General features: G+C 55.3%; 14 protein-coding genes. All 14 read right to left on the bottom strand.

Features of this window, described 5'->3' with window-relative positions; genetic code table 11:
- Complete coding sequence (locus D7Z26_RS20420; RefSeq protein ID WP_120979114.1) at window positions 1-1,422, bottom strand: NAD-dependent malic enzyme; 1,422 nt, start codon at window positions 1,420-1,422, stop codon at window positions 1-3.
- A 24-nt stretch (window positions 1,423-1,446) separates the two neighbouring features.
- Complete coding sequence (locus D7Z26_RS20425; protein ID WP_120978885.1) at window positions 1,447-1,953, bottom strand: DUF2179 domain-containing protein; 507 nt, start codon at window positions 1,951-1,953, stop codon at window positions 1,447-1,449.
- A gap of 76 nt (window positions 1,954-2,029) precedes the next feature.
- Window positions 2,030-3,145, bottom strand: coding sequence for a Zn-dependent alcohol dehydrogenase (locus D7Z26_RS20430; RefSeq protein WP_120978886.1), 1,116 nt, complete (start codon window positions 3,143-3,145; stop codon window positions 2,030-2,032).
- Between the two features lie 21 nt (window positions 3,146-3,166).
- Entirely contained in the window at window positions 3,167-4,663 is a 1,497-nt protein-coding gene (locus tag D7Z26_RS20435; protein ID WP_120978887.1) for an aldehyde dehydrogenase family protein, read from the bottom strand.
- Between the two features lies 1 nt (window position 4,664).
- Window positions 4,665-5,987, bottom strand: a complete 1,323-nt coding sequence (locus D7Z26_RS20440) for a lyase family protein (protein WP_120978888.1) — start codon at window positions 5,985-5,987, stop codon at window positions 4,665-4,667.
- Between the two features lie 15 nt (window positions 5,988-6,002).
- Entirely contained in the window at window positions 6,003-6,956 is a 954-nt protein-coding gene (locus D7Z26_RS20445) for an ABC transporter ATP-binding protein (protein WP_120978889.1), read from the bottom strand.
- Window positions 6,957-7,092: 136 nt separating this feature from the next.
- Window positions 7,093-8,013 carry an ABC transporter substrate-binding protein gene (locus D7Z26_RS20450; protein WP_120978890.1) on the bottom strand — a complete coding sequence of 307 codons (921 nt, stop codon included), beginning with the start codon at window positions 8,011-8,013 and terminating at the stop codon, window positions 7,093-7,095.
- Between the two features lie 19 nt (window positions 8,014-8,032).
- A complete protein-coding gene (locus tag D7Z26_RS20455; protein ID WP_120978891.1) occupies window positions 8,033-8,671 on the bottom strand; it encodes an ABC transporter permease in 639 nt (212 codons plus the stop codon).
- A 14-nt stretch (window positions 8,672-8,685) separates the two neighbouring features.
- Window positions 8,686-9,306: an ABC transporter permease gene (locus D7Z26_RS20460; RefSeq protein ID WP_120978892.1), complete on the bottom strand. Its 621-nt coding sequence runs from the start codon at window positions 9,304-9,306 to the stop codon at window positions 8,686-8,688.
- Window positions 9,307-9,618: 312 nt separating this feature from the next.
- Entirely contained in the window at window positions 9,619-10,542 is a 924-nt protein-coding gene (locus D7Z26_RS20470; protein WP_120978894.1) for an ABC transporter substrate-binding protein, read from the bottom strand.
- On the bottom strand, window positions 10,539-11,813 hold the full coding sequence (locus D7Z26_RS20475) for a sigma-54-dependent transcriptional regulator (protein ID WP_120978895.1): 1,275 nt from the start codon (window positions 11,811-11,813) through the stop codon (window positions 10,539-10,541). The genes D7Z26_RS20470 and D7Z26_RS20475 overlap by 4 nt, the downstream gene beginning before the upstream one ends.
- Entirely contained in the window at window positions 11,810-13,870 is a 2,061-nt protein-coding gene (locus tag D7Z26_RS20480; RefSeq protein ID WP_147423880.1) for a PAS domain-containing sensor histidine kinase, read from the bottom strand. Before D7Z26_RS20480 ends, D7Z26_RS20475 begins: the two co-directional genes overlap by 4 nt.
- A 107-nt stretch (window positions 13,871-13,977) precedes the next feature.
- Window positions 13,978-15,411 (bottom strand): FGGY-family carbohydrate kinase, encoded by a 1,434-nt coding sequence (locus tag D7Z26_RS20485; RefSeq protein ID WP_120978897.1) that lies wholly within the window; start codon window positions 15,409-15,411, stop codon window positions 13,978-13,980.
- A gap of 13 nt (window positions 15,412-15,424) precedes the next feature.
- Window positions 15,425-16,867 (bottom strand): FAD-binding oxidoreductase, encoded by a 1,443-nt coding sequence (locus tag D7Z26_RS20490; protein WP_120978898.1) that lies wholly within the window; start codon window positions 16,865-16,867, stop codon window positions 15,425-15,427.
- Window positions 16,868-16,878: the final 11 nt, after the last annotated feature.

Genomic DNA, 16,878 nt, shown 5'->3' on the forward strand with positions numbered 1-16,878 from the left:
TTACCGGTATTCCTTCGGTATTCTTCTCGCAACGCCGCCGGCGATCGCCGCCCGGATGACGCGGTCGCGCAGCCGTTCCACGACGGACTGGTCGAAGACGCTCGGCACGATGTCGTACTTGCCGAGCTTGTCTTCCGTAATGACGGAAGCGATCGCCTCGGAAGCGGCTAGCTTCATTTCTTCCGTAATCGCTAGAGCCCTGCAATCGAGCGCCGCCCGAAAGATGCCCGGGAAGCAAAGCACGTTGTTGATCTGGTTCGGATAGTCCGAGCGTCCCGTCGCCACGACGGCGGCGATGTCGTCGATATCGGCGGGCAAGATTTCCGGCTCCGGATTCGCCATCGCGAATACGATCGGATTCGGCGCCATGCCGAGCACGTCTTGCCGGTTCAAAAGCTTGCCTCCGGATACTCCGATAAACACGTCCGCCCCTTGAAGGGCGTCTCTTAACGTGCCGGATCGTTTAAGAGGATTCGTATACGACGCGTACTTCGTCTTCACGGGATTGGAGTAGGTTTCCCCCTCGACCAGAATGCCTTCCCGGTCTACTCCGATCACTTCCTTGACTCCCGCCGACAGCAATATGTTCGTAATCGCCACGCCGGCCGCGCCGATGCCGCATACGACGACGGTGACGTCGGTTATCGCTTTGCCCGCGATCTTGAGCGCGTTGATCAAGCCGGCGTAAGCGACGACGGCCGTTCCGTGCTGATCGTCGTGGAAGACGGGAATGTCGAGCTCCGCGCGCAGCCGCTCCTCGATCTCGAAGCACCGCGGCGAAGAGATGTCCTCCAAGTTGATGCCCCCGAACGCGGGAGCGATCAGTTTGATCGTCCGGATAATCTCTTCCGTATCCGTCGTGTCGAGGCAGATCGGGAACGCATCCACGCCCGCGAACTGTTTGAACAGCATCGCTTTGCCTTCCATAACCGGCATTGCCGCCCTGGAGCCGATATTACCGAGACCTAGCACGGCCGAACCGTCGGAAATAACCGCGACCGTGTTCCGCTTGATCGTCAGCGAGAACGCCTTGTCCGGATCCTCGCGAATCGCCTCGCATACCCGCGCGACGTCCGGCGTATACACCCTGGACAAGTCGTCCCGGTTCTGGATCGTCACCTTCGGCGTTACTTCGATTTTACCGCCCAAGTGAAGCAGAAACGTGCGGTCGGACGTATTGACCACGCGTATGCCGGGAATCTTCTCGATCGCTTCCGTAATCGAACGAATCGCCGTCGCGTCCACGACGTTCACCGTCATATCGCGAATGCTTATTCCGTTGCCGATATGGATCGTATCTATCGCAATGATGTCGCCGCCAAGATTGGACACCATATTGGCGACCAATCCGAAGTTCATCCGGTCTCCGCCGATTTCAAGGCGAATGATGATACTTTTGCCCCCTAATTCCTGATGCCGCATACCCGTCACTCTATATCCCCCCTGTTATAACCGACGCGCGAGAAACCCGCCGTGAAACCCTTTCGGCTCGTAGCTGACGATAAACGCGTTCGGATCTTCCGCCAGAACGTCGCTATATAGCTGTTGTTGCCTTTTGCGCGCAAGAACGACGTTATGCACCCACCTGCGACCTTCCTTGCCTTCCCCGCTCCAGCTCGTGACGCCGTAGCCTTTGCTCCGCAGCACCGCGGAAAGCTCTTCGTGTTGTTCGTCGGTCGTCACCTGAACGGTAATATACCCGATGGCAAGCCTTTCTTCGAGCTTAACGCCAATCAACACGCCGACACCGTAGCTCAAACAATAGGCGAACAAATTGAGCGGCTTGTCGAGATTGTCGAGAACGAGCTTAAAGCCGACGACATAGATCCCGATTTCGATGGCGCTCATCATCGAAGCGATATATCGGACGCCCTTGACCATGAGGATAAATCGGACGGACAACATGCTGACATAAGTGATCTGCAACGCGATAATGGATAAAATGACTGTCAATTTCGCACCGCCTGTCGAATGTCGAAGGGCGTTGATGAACGGCCATCAACGCCCCTTGTCAAGATTAGCTGCGCGATCAGTTCCCGAACTCGACGACCGTCCGCCCGACGTTGACGCAGCATGGATCGTGGAACGCATCGAACGCTTGGTTGATGTCGCGCAGGGAAATCCGGTCCAAGATCAGCTCGTCGAGCTGGAACTTGCCGTCCAAATACGATTGCGCGATGATCGGAAAATCTCGGAACGGATGAACATCGCCGTAGAAGCTGCCTTTGAGTATTTTGCCTACGCGGTGGAATCCGCCGGCCGGAAGCGCCAGTTCCTTCTTCGGATTAAAAGCTCCGACGACGACCGTCGTGCCTCCTTTGCGCGTTCCTTTCCAAGCGGATTGAGCCGCCATCGTGTTCCCCGAGCAATCGATGGCGTAATGGACGCCGAAACCGCCGGTTAATTCCTTCAATGCTTCCGCCGCGTCGACTTCGCCGACGTTCACGACGTCCGTCGCGCCGAACTTCCGGGCGATCTCCAGGTTCTGGGCTTTCAGATCGCAAGCGATAATGCGGGCCGCGCCCGCGATTCTCGCGCCTTGGATCGCGTTCACGCCGACGCCTCCGATGCCGAATACGGCGACCGTGGAGCCTGGCTTCACTTGCGCCGCGCGTACCGCCGCGCCGTATCCCGTCGCAACGCCGCAGCCGATGAGGGAGGCTTGGGCCATCGGCATTTCGTCCGGCATTTTGACGCAGCTCATCTCCGGCACGACCGTATATTCCGCGAACGTGCTCAGCAAAGAATTATGGTACAACTGCCGTCCGTCTTGGCTAAGCCGTGACGTCCCGTCGAGCAGCGTCCCCGCGAACATCGGGCCGAAAGCGGACTCGCACAAATTCACTTGACCCGTCTGGCAAAACTCGCACGTACCGCAGAACGGCACCCAGCTAAGCGCCACTTTATCGCCGGGCTTCACCGTTCGCACGTTAAGCCCGACTTCGACGACGACGCCGGCTCCTTCATGCCCCAGAATCGTCGGAATCGGCGTCGTTTCGTCTTCCACGGCGTTCAAATCGCTATGGCAGACGCCCGTCGCCATGATTTTCACTAGCACCTCGCCCGCCTTCGGCTCCGCGAGCTCCACCTTTTCGATCGATAGCGGCTGTTTGATGCCTTTCATGACCGCTGCCAACATATCCATGTGCCGTTCCCCCTCGGTCGTTTAGTGCGCAATCCAGATTGCTTTCATTTTGGTATAGGACGCTAGGCTGTGGATGGCATATTCTTTGCCCCACCCGGATTGCTTAAAGCCGCCGAAAGGGCTCGCGAAGTCGTAGCAACCGTAGCGGTTCACGAACACTTGGCCCGCTTGAAGCTGCTTAGCTACCCGATGAGCACGCGCCACGTCGTTCGTCCACAATCCGGCAGCCAATCCGTATATGGAATCGTTAGCTCCCCGTACCGCTTCTTCTTCCGTGTCGAACGGAATAATGCAAAGCACCGGTCCGAAAATTTCCTCTTGGGCGATCGTCATGTCGTTCGTTACGTCGGCGAAAATCGTCGGACGAACGTAAAATCCTTTGGCGTTGTCCCCGTCCGTATCCCGGTAACCGCCGGCAACGATACGCGCGCCCTGCTCTTTGCCGATTTCAATGTAACGGAGAATGCTCTCCATGTGCGCCTGAGACACTTGCGGCCCTTGATGGCTCGAAGGATCGAACGGATCGCCGCACTTGTACGCTTCCGCGAACTTGGCGATACCCGCCACTACTTGATCGTAGACGGGACGTTGCGCGAACAGCCGCGTCGGCGCGCTGCACTTCTCCCCTTTGTGCGTGAACAAACCGTAGAAGGAGCGTTCGATGGCCGCTTCCAAGTTCGGCGCGTCCGCGAAAATAATGTTCGGAGATTTGCCTCCGAGCTCCAACGTTACCGTCTTGAGGTTGGAATTGGCGGAATCATGGACGAGCTTCTTCCCGACTTGCGTGCTTCCCGTGAATGAAACTTTATCGACGTCCATGTGCGTCGTAATGAAGGAACCGATACGCCCTTCGCCCAAGATCAGGTTGATGACGCCGTTCGGCAGGATGCCGGAATCGTGGATGATCTCGAACAGCCGGATCGCGGACAGCGAAGTAACGCTGGACGGCTTCAACACGACCGTATTACCCATAGCCAGCGCTGGCGCCAGCTTCCATACCGCCATGTCGATCGGGAAGTTCCACGGTACGATTTGGCCGCAGACGCCGACAGGATCGCGCGTCGTCCAACTCGTGAAGTTGCCTTCGACCGGGTTCACTTCTCCGTAGTACTTATCCGTCCAGCCCGCGTAATAGTCGAACAGGTCGGCGGCTTCCTCTACGTCGTCCAGGTAGGCTTCCCTGTAGAGCTTGCCGTTGTCGAGCGACTCCAACGTCGCGAGTTCATCTTGGTGCTCGCGGATCAGCGCCGCTATCCGGTGCATGCGGCGCGCCCGCTCTTTGCGGGACATGTCTTTCCATTCCCCGGCTTCGAAAGCGGCGCGCGCGGCCCGGACGGCCGCGTCGACGTCCGCTTCGGCAGCTCCGGCGAAAGCGCCGAGCACTTTGCCGTTCGCGGGATTGATCGTTTCCAACGTCCGGCCGGAGGATCCGGGCACCCAACTACCGCCGATATACAAGGATTTCGTTTCCTTCAACCATTCCGCAGCCCATTCCAACCGGTGCGCTTTGATCGTCATCTTAATCCGCCTCGCTTTCGTATCTCTTGCGTATCTCGTCTTTCGACTCGTTCTTCAGCCAGCGGCTCACTTGCGAATAGCCGTATTTCTCTTTCAGTTCGACGACGACGGGAATAAAGCAGCGCGATAGCTTCTCGCATCTTTCTTCGTTCGCCTCCGTGCCCTTCACGCATTTATCCGTAAATAAAGAGACGGCTCGCCGTAGCATGTTGAGCGAATCCAGCACGTTAAAACCGGCCAAGCCTTCCCAGACGTTCAAGTTTAGTTCCCCGTGCTCAAGCGAAGCCTGCACGGAGCGATCCAGCCCGATTACCTGGAAGCAGCATTGGATCAGCGTCTCCGGAACGACGGGGTTGATCTTGCCGGGGAAGAAAGAGGATCCCGCCTGTACGGCCGGAAGCTTCAACTCCCCGAATCCCGCTTCGGGTCCAGAGGATAGCAGACGGAAATCTTTGGCGAGCTTGATCAACAAGCCCGACAGCAATTGCAACTCCGAGGAGACGGCCGCCACGTCGTCCATGTTCATGGAAGCGTCGTACAAATTTTCCCGATGAATCAAAGATAAACCGGTTACTTCGTTCAGGGCGCCGATAATTTGCTCGCGATAAGCGGGCGCGGCCCCGACGCCCGATCCGATGACGGTGCCGCCCAGGTTCACGGCCGTGAGCGCGAGCGTCGCTTGGCTTAGTCCCCGCAATCTTCGGCGAATGCCATGCTCGTAACCGGCGAACAACGTCCCCAGCGAATCCTGCATGCCGTCCTGAAGGCACGTCCTCGTAATCGTACGAACTCCCGCGAACGCGCGGCTCTTCGATTCCAATGCGTTAGCCAACAGCTCGAGCTCCGCTTCCAGCGCGGCGCTTACTCGGACAATCGAGATTCTAAGCGCCGTATGGCAAGCATCCGAAGTCGATTGTGACGCGTTCACGTGATCGTTCGGATGCACGGGGTTGTATTCGCCCCATTCGCCTCCGAGCAATTCGTTCGCCAAGTTCGCGACCACTTCGTTCATGTTCATATTGCTGCCGATGCATCCTCCGCCGTGGTAAGGATCGACGATAAAATGTTCGTTATGGCAACCTTGCTCGACTTCCTCGCAAGCCTGCTCGATCGCCTGGGAAACCGAACGCGGAAGGATTCCCGCCCGTTCGTTCGCTCTCGCGGCTGCCTTCTTCACATCGGCCAGCGAAGAAATATATTCCGGGTAAGCATTCAGCTTGCGACCGGAGAAACTCATGTTCTCGACGCTTCTTAACGTCTGAATGCCATAGAGGGCTCCCTCCGGCAGTTCGACCTTGCCGAATGCGTCTTCTTCGAACCGCATCACGCTAATCGCTCCTTATTGCGCCAATTTCGTCAGAATGCGATCCATCGTTACGGTACCGATCCGCTTGTTATTCGAATCCACGACCGCAAAAGCCTTATGTTGTTCTTCGACCATCCGGTTGAATACCAGCTTCAAATCGTCCGTTAAAGTTACGCCGTCGGCGGTTGCGGCAACCTCGTCCAGGGAATCGGCCGAGTAGATGTCCTCTACCTTCAAGAAACCCATCTTGCGGTAGACGTCCCGTTCTCCGACGAGTTTCCGGATAAAGTCGTTGGCAGGATTCGTGACGATATCGTAAGGCGTCGCGAACTGGACGACTTTGCCCGCTTGCATGACGATGATCCGATCCGCCAAACGCAGCGCTTCGTCCACGTCGTGCGTAACGAACAGGATCGTTTTCTTAAGCAGCCTCTGTAAACGGTGAAGCTCATCTTGAAGGCTTGACCGCGTAATCGCGTCGATCGCTCCGAACGGTTCATCCATGAGCAGTACGTTCGGATCCGCCGCCATGGCGCGGGCGATTCCGACGCGCTGTTGCTGGCCGCCTGACAACTGGTTCGGACGACGCTTCCGGTACGTTCTCGGATCGAGATGCACCATCTCCAGCAGTTCGTCGGTCCGTTTGTCGATTTTCTCTTCCGGCCACTTCAGCAGCCGCGGCACGACAGCGATATTCGATTCGATCGTCATATGAGGAAACAAACCGTTCTGCTGGATGACGTATCCGATCCCCCGACGTAACTGCTCGGTCTGGACCTTGCGAATGTCGACGCCGTCGACCTCGATCGTTCCCGACGTCGTATCGTAGAGCCTATTCACCATCTTAAGCAGGGTCGTCTTGCCGCACCCCGACGGGCCCAGGAAAACAATGAATTCGCCCGAATTGATTTCCAGTGAAATATTGTCGACCGCCGGGGCAGCGGTATTCGAATATTGCTTCACCACGTTTTTGAAGACGATGCCCATCTCCGGTTCCCCCTCTAATCGGAAGTTAAATTCGTATCGTTATTGAAAAGAGCGGACCGAAGGCTCGATTGAGCCCCGGTCCAATGGCCGTAAATTAACAACGGGTTCTGGTCTTTGACTTCGATACTCCGATTGGCTATTCCTTGATGAGTTTATTGTCGACGAGGAATTGTTTCGCCACGTCTTCGATTTCTTTTTTATCCGGACCGTCGACTTTCCAGTTCATCGTCTGAACAGCGGCATCGGTCAGCAGGGGAGCAAGCGCGTCCAACCTGTCTTTGATTTTAGGCTCGGCGTCCAGCTTCTCTTTGCGGATAAGCGGAGCTACGTTATAGACCGGGAAGAAACCTACGTCGTCCTTCAGCAATTGCAAGCCCATGCCCGCGATTTGACCGTCGGTTCCGACGGAAACCGTCACGTCCGATTCGTTGTTCTCGAGCGGCTTGTAGCGCAGACTGTAATCGATTTGGAATTGCTTCTTGAACTTGAAGCCGCCTTTATCCGCGAATACTTTTTGCAAGCCCGGGATTCCGTCTTCGCGGACATCGAATTCCTGCGGGTAGGACAAAACGAGATCTTGGCTGTGCGCGGCGAGATCGGAATACGTTAGAATGCCGTATTTCTCGGCCGTTTCCTTTTTCATCGCGAAGCCGTACGTCGCGTTCTCCGAAGCCGGGTTCAGCCATTCCAGGTTCCACTTTTTGAAGCCTTCGCGAACTTTCTCCAACGCTTTGGCCGAATCCTTCTCCGGTTCCTTCTGCTCCAGCATAACGCCGAGCCCGGTACCCGTGTATTCCGGATAGAGGTCGAGATCGCCTTTTTTGAGCGCTTCGAACGTCGGCGCCGTGCCGCCGAGGCTAAGCTGGCGTTTCACTTTGATGCCCATGTCTTCGAGAATAAGCGCATACATTTCGCCGATCAGGTTGTTTTCCGTGTTGTCCTTCGAGCCGACCGTGATCGTGAGATCCGATTTGCTTGTTTTGTCTTTTCCGCATGCGGCCAGCGTCGTCGCCAACGCGACAACAACCAGCAAGGATAACCAAGAACGTTTTTTCATCTACAATCTCTCCCTTTTCTCAGTGCGAATAGTTTGTTTTGCGTTGCAACAGGCTGAACGCGATCTCGCTCAGAATCGCCAGCATGGCGACGGGAACGGCTCCGATCAGCAAGTAGCTCTTGGACATCATGCTTACTCCGTTAATGATGTAGCTGCCGAGTCCCCCTCCGCCGATCAGCACCGCAAGCGTGGCGCTTGCGATAATCTCGACCGAAGCGGTTCGGATACCGGCCAACATGACCGGCAAGGCCAGAGGAAGCTCGACCTTCCAGATCGTCTGCATCGGCGTCATTCCCATCCCGTAGGCGGCTTCCTTCACCGCGGGGTTGATTTCCCTAAAGGCGATGTAGGTGTTGATGAGAATGGGCGGCCCCGCGAGAAGCGTGAGCGCCGCGGCCGCCGGGGCGAACCCGACGCCGAGCAGCGGCATGGCCAGCGCAAGAACGGCCAAGCTCGGGATGACCCGGAAAATGTTGATCGCGTTGATGATGTAGTTCGCGATTTTCAGCCTTCTCGAGATCCAGATGCCGAGCGGAATGCAGACAAGCATCGCCAGGATCATCGAGAAGGAGCTTAACCATACGTGCGTTTTCAAGTTTGCGAAGAATACGGGGGAGTTTCCTTCGAAATACTCGCGAATCTGATCGATGACTTTCATGGATCACACCTCCGTTAAGCCGTTCTCGGACTGAAGATTTTTTCGACGATCCGGAACAGCAGGTCGGCCCCGATCGCCAAGAGCGCGATGGTGACCGTCCCGGCAACGATTTTCCCGGTATGATCGTGATTCAGTCCTTGGTAGATCAACCGGCCTAACCCCCCCGCTCCAATCCATGCCGCGACCGTTCCGATCGAGATAATCGACACCGTCGCGACCCGGATGCCGGCGAGCACGACAGGCACGGCCAGCGGCACTTCGATTCGGAAGACGATTTGCCGTTTGCTCATTCCCATCCCCTTCGCCGCCTCGATCATCATCGGATCGATGCCTTGGATCGCGGCGACTACGTTGCGAACGAGAATCATCTGGGCGTAGGCTACCAGTCCGATCATCGCGGTCGTTTTGCCGAGGCCTGTATAGGGAATGAGCGCGGCGTACAGAGCCATGCTGGGAATCGTGTATATGATGCCGAGAACGCTCGTTACCGGCGCTTGCAGCTTCCGGTATTTGGCGATCACGAATCCGAGTGGCAAAGCGATGCACAGGGCGATCAACAAGGAAGTGAACGTCAAGCGCACATGCTCCCAGAAAAACGGCATCACCTTATCCGGATGGTCGAATAAATAACTCATGTGAACTCACCCGCAAACTCTTCGTAATTGGCAATCCGTACCTCGTATTCCGATCCCGGCCCGTTGACATACGGACAATCGCTATTCATTTGCTCACCTCGCTTGTTGCTTACGAATCCCATTATGAAGCCGAAGAGAGCGCTTGCACAGGTGCCGACCTGTGCAAAGTTCACGCAAATGGGTGTAAAAAAATTGGGCAATCGCCCCTCTTTACGAAAGCGCATTCATCTGGTATGAATGCGCTTCCCATCTTGCCCGGTCGACAAATAAACCCGGATCGATTGATCCGGGTTCGCGGCGCGGCTTAAGGGCTTACGATTGAAGCAAATGGTTTTTGATCAGAAAATCGCGCGAGGTTTTCGTAATATCCTTCTGCAAAATATCGACCTGGTACATCAGAGAGAGCATGTTCTCGTTCGTAATATACGGCGTCAATCGCTCGAGCGTCCTCGCGATATCCGGATAACGCTTTAGCGTCGTTTCCAGGATGACCGGCGCTGCGTCGTAAGGAGGGAACACCTTGCGGTCGTCCTCCAGCAGGATCAGGTCGTTTTTTTTGATGCGGGGGTCGGAAGCCATCCCGACGGCTACGTCCACCCGTCCGTCCTTGACGGTTTGCGTCAACAAATCTGACTCGATCGCGACGACCTGGGAAGCGGACAGCGAGAACTCGTAGACGTGTTTCAGTCGTTCGAGACCGTCCTCGCGCCCCAAGTACTCGTTATTCGTAGCGAACTTCATCTTCGGATTCTTGGTTCGGATGTAATTCGCCAAATCGCTGATTTTATAAATGTGCAGTTGCTCCGAAATGTCCTTACGCATCAGGAGAGCCCAACTGCTGTTAAACGAGCTTTTAGGCAGCCAGACGATTCCTTTCTTCGCGTCTTCCAACGAAACCTCGCGATAGGACTCTTCCGGATTGTACAACGGAGATCGCTTGTGATAATAAATTCTGGCGGTCGACGTATATTCCCAGTACAAATCGGCGACCCTCGCTTCCATCGCCGTCCGTACCGCCTGGCTGTCCAGGAAAACCATCTCGTTGACCTTGTAGCCTTCGTCCTTCAACAGCAGGGCGCTCATCTTCATGAGCAAATACTGTTCGGTAAGCGATTTGGATCCGAGGGTGATCGTCCCGCGAATGTTCGGAGGGGCCGATTCGTAGGGCTGCGCAGGTTCGGAACGGCAAGCAACGAGAGACAGACAGAAGACGAGCGGCAGTAACAACCGCATCATCGGCTTATCCTCTTCATTTTATAAATCAACGCGTTTCGGGAAATGCCGAGAAGCTCGGCAGCTTTGCTCTGGTTTCCTCCCGTCTTGTCGAGGGCATCGACGATCATTCTTTCTTCGACTTCCTCCAGCACGTCGTACAATCGGCCCTGAAGGGCGATATCCTCTTTCGACTTCATCGCCTTCCGAAGAACGGATTCGGGCAAATCGTTGATTTCGAGCGCGCCGTTGACCTTGAGCAGGTGCATCCGTTCGATCAAGTTCATCAGTTCGCTGATATTCCCTTGCCAAGGGAGTCCGACGAACAGTTGCAACAGCTCGTCGGAGATCGCGAGCGGCTTTTCGTATTTTTCGTTCAACTGGTCCAGCTTATATTGCACGAGAAGCGGAATATCCTCGCGGCGTTCCCTAAGCGAAGGAATTTCCACCTCGACCAGGTTCAAGCGGTAATACAAATCATCCCGAAACCGGCCTTCCTTCACGAGCGCAAGAAGCGACTGGCTTGAGGAGGTAATCAGACGGACGTTAACCATGCGGATTTCGTTGGTGTCGGGGCATATAATCCGGTTCTCTTCTATCAATCGAAGCAAATGGGCTTGAACAAGAGGCGTAAGGCTGCCGATTTCGTCCAGGAACAACGTGCCCCCGTCGGCCGCCTTCGCCTTGCCGGATGCTCCGAACAATTCCTTTTCGAGCAGCTTCTCCGGCATCGAGGCGCAATTCAAGCTCAAGAAAGGCTGATTCCGGTTCCTGCTGCGATCGTGCACCCATTTGGCCAGCGTCGTTTTTCCCGAGCCTCTCTCGCCGTAAAGCAACACCGGAGCATCCGTGCTCGCGATGCGGTCCAGCAATTCTCGCACCGTTTGCATGTTAGGACTCTTGAAGACGACGCCGCCCGTCACGTCGTCGAGCGACTGATAGGATTCCCTGACGATATCCGCCAGTTGTTTCAGATCGAACGGCTTATTCAAGTAATCCGAAGCGCCCAGCTTCATCGCCAATACGGCGTTTTCTACGTTGCCGTATGCCGTGAGCATATATACTCTCGTTCGCGGCGACAGCTCCTTGATTTTTTTCAGAACCTCCAGGCCGGTCATGTCCGTCAGCATGAAATCAAGGATGACCACTCGTATGGGATGCTGTTGAAGCTTGCGTATGGCCGCTTTTCCGTCGTATGCCTCATAGGTTACGTAACCTTCGCGCTTCAGCTTCAACGCAATGTTGCGGCATAGCTTGATTTCGTCGTCCACGATCATTATGCCCGGCGTCGTCATTCGTGCTCCTCCTTCGTCTTCCTGGGAAATCGGCACCTGACCGTCGTTCCCTTATTCGGTTCGCTGTAGATGTCCATGCTTCCCCCATGCTCCGTCATAATGTCCCTTGCGATCGATAAACCAAGACCGCTGCCTTGCTCCTTCGTAGAGAAGAAGGGATTGAACAACCAACGTAAATGCTCTTCCGATATGCCTTCGCCTTCGTCCGCGATTTCCGTCCATACTTCTCGCTCGGTCGATCCGATCCGGATAACGATCTTGCCGCCTTCCGGCATCGCTTCCATGCTATTGACGATCAGGTTCAGGAACACCTGAATCAGTTTGTTCGTGTTTCCTTCGATGACCGGAACGTCCGATTCGAACTCCCGTTTGATCTCGATTTTCTTTTCGTTGAATTTGATGCGCAACAAGTGGAGCACGCGGTCGAGTAGCCGGTCCAAATGGGCAGGCCCTGCTTTCTCTTGCTTCGTTCTAGCCAACGTCAGAAATTCGTTCACGATGGACGTCATCCGGCCGATCTCGCCGTCGATGTCGTTAACGAGCGTCGGAACCCACTCCGAATCGGGGCTCAGCTCCAACTCCTCCTTCAGCAGTTCGGAAGAGCTGGACAGAACGGCCAGCGGATTTTTGAGCTCGTGCGCGATGCCCGTCGTAATCTGGCCGATCAACGCCAATTGCTCGCTTTGTTTTACGTGGGCTTCCAGCATCCGAATCTGGGAAATATCCTGAACGACGGCGAGTACCCCGTCATAGAACGAAGCGCTGACGACCTTCAGTATTCGCGAGGCGCCGTCCGCGCCGGTCCATGTCGCTTCTTGCTCCTCGGCACGCATCGTAAGGAAGTCATACGCCGGTAGCTCCGACAGCCGTTTGCCTTCCCATTCCGACTCCGACGACCCGAACATATTGACCCACTTCCGGTTGACGCGGGTCACCTCGCCTCGTCCGTTTATCGTTATCAAAGCGTAAGGTATCCCCTCGATAATTTCCTGCTGGAAGCGATGGGAACGGTTGACGCGCTCGCTCATGTCCTGGAGCGCCCTGATCAGTTCCCCGATCTCGTCCTTGCGTTTCATTAACGGTTCGGGAAGCGATGCTTGTGCCTTCTGGCTTTGGATTCGCTGGGCGAACTTCGTCAACCTGAGGATCGGCACGATGATTTGCCTGCCCCCGATCAGAATCAAACAAATTATAAAGGCGAAGAAGCAGAGATAGCTATATGTGAGTGCCGTCGAAAGCGTTTGCACGGGCGCGAAAGCGAATCTCTCCGGAACGCCGAGCGCGAGCCCCCAGTTTTCGCGCATTGTCTGATAAGTCATGACGCTTTGCGTGCCCCGGTACGCTTCCTGAACCGATCCGGAATCTCCCCGGAGGAGCAGCTTGACGATCGGTTCTCCGGAGAAGTCGAGGTTCCAATCGTCGTCCGCGGTCGATGCGATGACGCGGCCCTCATCGTCGATCATGAAGCCGAAGCCTTCGCGAGTCTCGCTCGTGCTACGCAAAATATTCGATAGAAAGTTACGGCTGAGTTCGGCGACGAGCGCGCCTTGGAAGCGGCGATCGTCATAGAAGACGGGTATAGCGACCGTTACGGATTTCTCCGAACGTACGTTAGAGATGAGTCCCGACACGACGTACGTATAGCTCCACTTAACATGATCGAATTTCGGGTATTCGAAATCGACGCCTTCGATTTGCGGTCGGAATGGCGCCTCGAATTTCATTCGCTTGTCGGTATCCAGGAAATAGATCGACTGGATGATCGTGCTCTTGGAAATCGCTTGTTTCGCTCGCGCATAGGCCGCCGGGAGATCCAGTGCATGCTGGTCCGACAAACCGGCCACGAGTTGAAGCTGGGATACGACGTCGTTGATCTCGCTGTTCATCCGGTTGACGATCAGCTCGGCCATGATTTCGTTGTTCTCGATAATGTTGCGCTGCATGACCTTCTCGGAATAACGAACGATTCCCTGATGGATGGCCAGCGTCGGAAAAACGAGAACGAGGATGAAGACGAGCAAGTATTTACGGGTCATTTTCATACGTGCATTGTACACCTCGCGACTCCTATTAGACAACTGCCGTAATCATCCCTGTTCGCCCCGGATACGGACAACGAACAATCCCCCCGGTTGCGGCTTCGGGAGGATTATCGTCGTTTGCTTCAACCGAAAATCGGATAAGACTTCTTCAGAACTTCGTCCGTGTAAGTCGTCAAATGGCGATACACTTCATCGTTCATTTTACGATACAGCGACGTATGCTCAGGATCGGGCAGAAAAGTATCCCGGACATTCACCATTTGTTTAATCGCTGTCTCGTAATTGTCATAAGCGCCTAGAGCGACCGCGACGCATATGGCGGCGCCGAGGCTTGCGGAGCCCGTTACGATGTTCCTGGAAGTTGGAATGCCGAACACGTCGGCGAAAATTTGCATGAAGAGGGAACTGTTCGAGCCGCCGCCCGAGATAATGAGACGATCCAAACGGATATCGAGTTCTTGAGTCATCGCATCCGCGTGATTTTTAATCGTCAGCGCGATCCCTTCCAAAATGGAGCGATACATATGAGCACCCGTATGCCGCCCGTCGAAGCCGATCATTAGCCCCTTCTTGAACGGCTCGTTCGCCGAAGCCAGCCAATCCATTACCGTCATCAAGCCGTTACTGCCGGCCGGAACCTTCTCGGCTTCCCGGTTCAAATACTCTTCCGCGATCATGCCTAACGCTTTCGCCTTCAACGCGATTTCGTCGCCCAACAGCTTCTCGAACCAACTGACCGTCCACATTCCCCTTCGGATGCCATTGCTTTCATAGAGATAACCGTTAGGCAAGGAAGCGAAATTCACCCAAAAGTTTTTCGCGTCTTTCGGATTAGTAGGCCCGTGAACCATGGCGGCAATGTACGTGCCCAACGACACGAGCGCGGTATTGCCGCTTAGTGATCCGGCTCCCAAAGCCTCTACCGCTTTATCGTTCGCCGACGCGATGACGGGAAGTCCTTCCGGAAACCCGGTCGCCCGAGCCGCTTCCGCGCACACGCTTCCGAGTATCGTACCCGGCATATGCAAATCGAACAGCATGTCGCGCGGGATGTTTTTGCTTCTGATAATCTCTTCGTCTTCGCTCCACTGCCAAGTATCCGTGTCGATCGGCCACTGGCCTTGATAATTCGCGGCGGTATCGTTAAACCGGCCGGTAAACCGATGAGTCATGTAGCCGGTCGTCGTGGTGACGTATTTGACGTTATCGTTCTCGTGCTCGTATGGCTTGGAGACTCGGACATCCATCCAGCTCATGACGGGAGATGCGAGCGTTCCGTCGGCTTGCAGCAGCACCCGGCAGAAACGGATCGTGCATAGCCCCATCCCGATGATATCCTCGGGTTTGCCGGGGAAACGAGCCATCGCTTCCCGGCTCGCGACGACGATCGAATCCCACAGGTCGTCGTCCGGATGCTCTACGTAACCAGGCTTCCGCATAATCATCGGTTTGAGCGGCTGCTTTCCTTCGCTGACGATATTTCCCTTAAGATCGAAGATGACGACCTTCGAGCTTTGGGAGCCCCCATCCACGCCGATTATATATTTGTTTTCCATGTCATCCGTCCGTTCATTTGATCGGAATAATCGTTCCCGCGTTCATAATGCCTTTCGGATCGAACGCTTTTTTGAGCGTGTCCAGCACGTAGTAGGAAGAACCGTACTCCTGCTCGATGAAATGAGATCTGTATTTGCCGACTCCGTGGTGGTGGCACATGGAGCCGCCCGCCTTCAGCGTCTCTTCGACGATGATATCTTGAATCGGCATGTGATATTTGGTAATTTCCTGTTCCGGTCGAATATCGACGAGATTGTAATAGTAGACGAAATACATGTTCGTTCCGTTCAAATAGCTATGGGAGGAATGTCCGCCCAACAACGTGAGATCGGGAATTTCCTTGCGAATGCGGGCGATGCTGTTCTCGTAAATCGCATTGATGATGTCCCAGTTGCCGGATACTTCCGTCGTGAAACCGAGATTTTGCGTTTCGCGGATTTCGACGCGCTCTTCGGCGACCTTCTTCGGATCCCAGTTGAGATGGTCGAACCATTCCTGGATGTATCTCGTTTCAACGGGCTTACACTCTTCGTGCTTCTCGATGATCTCCGTAATGGCCGCGGCCGTCGCCTCCGCGATCGCCTTCGGACCTTCCGCCATGAAAATCAGGACGCAACGTCCTCCCGAGAAACGCGAGAAATGATAAGCGCCGTCTTCCGGATCGTACAGGCGAGCTACGGATGGACGGTAGCCGTTCACCATCACTTCGCGCAGAACCTCGAAGCCGGTTTTCATGTTATCGAGCGTGTAGCCGATGAGGATATTGTTTTCCGGCATGTACTTGAAGATTTTGACGGTCACTTCCGTAATATAGCACAACGCGCCTTCGTTGCCGATGATGACGTGGCGAATGTCCGGGCCCGCGGCTCTGCGGGGCACGTTCTTGATCCGCGTCGTTTCGCCGTTCGGGAACACGGCTTCCAGACCGACGACCATATCCTCGATTCCGCCGTACAGCGTCGAGAATTGTCCGATGCTCCGCGTCGCGACGAGACCGCCCATTTGGGCAAGCGGTTTCGATTGCGGAGAATGTCCAGTCGTATAGCCTTGGGCGCGCAACTCGTTTTCCAAACGCTCCAGATTTACGCCGCACTGCGCGGTAACCAGCATATTGTACGTATCGATTTTGATGATCTCGTTCATGCCGGAGCCGTCGATGACGACCGAATCTTTGACTGCCGTTTCCAGACCGCCTTCCGTGGCCGATCCGCCCGTTCTCGGAACCGCGTTCAAGTTGTTGTCGTTCATGAACTTCAGCACTTTGGCTACTTCTTCCGTGCTTTTGACTTTGACGACCGCCGCCGGAATCGGACGGGTGAATACGCCGCAGATGCTCTCGTATTTGCGGAAGCGGTCGATGCTGCTTTCCTTCAGGACGTTCTCGTCCGTAATGACGCGCTCCTTGCCGACGATGCCGATCAAATGATTTACGATTTCGTTTCTGGAAAGACTCATATTTGCCATTC

The organism is Cohnella endophytica, from assembly GCF_003628305.1.
GTDB lineage: Bacteria > Bacillota > Bacilli > Paenibacillales > Paenibacillaceae > Cohnella > Cohnella endophytica.

Excerpts from the sequence above, each read along its gene's own strand:
- D7Z26_RS20470 (WP_120978894.1), bottom strand. The coding sequence starts at position 10,542 with ATGATGCGGTTGTTACTGCCGCTCGTCTTCTGTCTGTCTCTCGTTGCT.
- D7Z26_RS20440 (WP_120978888.1), bottom strand. The coding sequence starts at position 5,987 with ATGCGGTTCGAAGAAGACGCATTCGGCAAGGTCGAACTGCCGGAGGGA.
- D7Z26_RS20430 (WP_120978886.1), bottom strand. The coding sequence starts at position 3,145 with ATGGATATGTTGGCAGCGGTCATGAAAGGCATCAAACAGCCGCTATCG.
- D7Z26_RS20475 (WP_120978895.1), bottom strand. The coding sequence starts at position 11,813 with ATGACGACGCCGGGCATAATGATCGTGGACGACGAAATCAAGCTATGC.
- D7Z26_RS20490 (WP_120978898.1), bottom strand. The coding sequence starts at position 16,867 with ATGAGTCTTTCCAGAAACGAAATCGTAAATCATTTGATCGGCATCGTC.
- D7Z26_RS20435 (WP_120978887.1), bottom strand. The coding sequence starts at position 4,663 with ATGACGATCAAAGCGCACCGGTTGGAATGGGCTGCGGAATGGTTGAAG.
- D7Z26_RS20460 (WP_120978892.1), bottom strand. The coding sequence starts at position 9,306 with ATGAGTTATTTATTCGACCATCCGGATAAGGTGATGCCGTTTTTCTGG.
- D7Z26_RS20485 (WP_120978897.1), bottom strand. The coding sequence starts at position 15,411 with ATGGAAAACAAATATATAATCGGCGTGGATGGGGGCTCCCAAAGCTCG.
- D7Z26_RS20450 (WP_120978890.1), bottom strand. The coding sequence starts at position 8,013 with ATGAAAAAACGTTCTTGGTTATCCTTGCTGGTTGTTGTCGCGTTGGCG.
- D7Z26_RS20455 (WP_120978891.1), bottom strand. The coding sequence starts at position 8,671 with ATGAAAGTCATCGATCAGATTCGCGAGTATTTCGAAGGAAACTCCCCC.
- D7Z26_RS20420 (WP_120979114.1), bottom strand. The coding sequence starts at position 1,422 with ATGCGGCATCAGGAATTAGGGGGCAAAAGTATCATCATTCGCCTTGAA.
- D7Z26_RS20445 (WP_120978889.1), bottom strand. The coding sequence starts at position 6,956 with ATGGGCATCGTCTTCAAAAACGTGGTGAAGCAATATTCGAATACCGCT.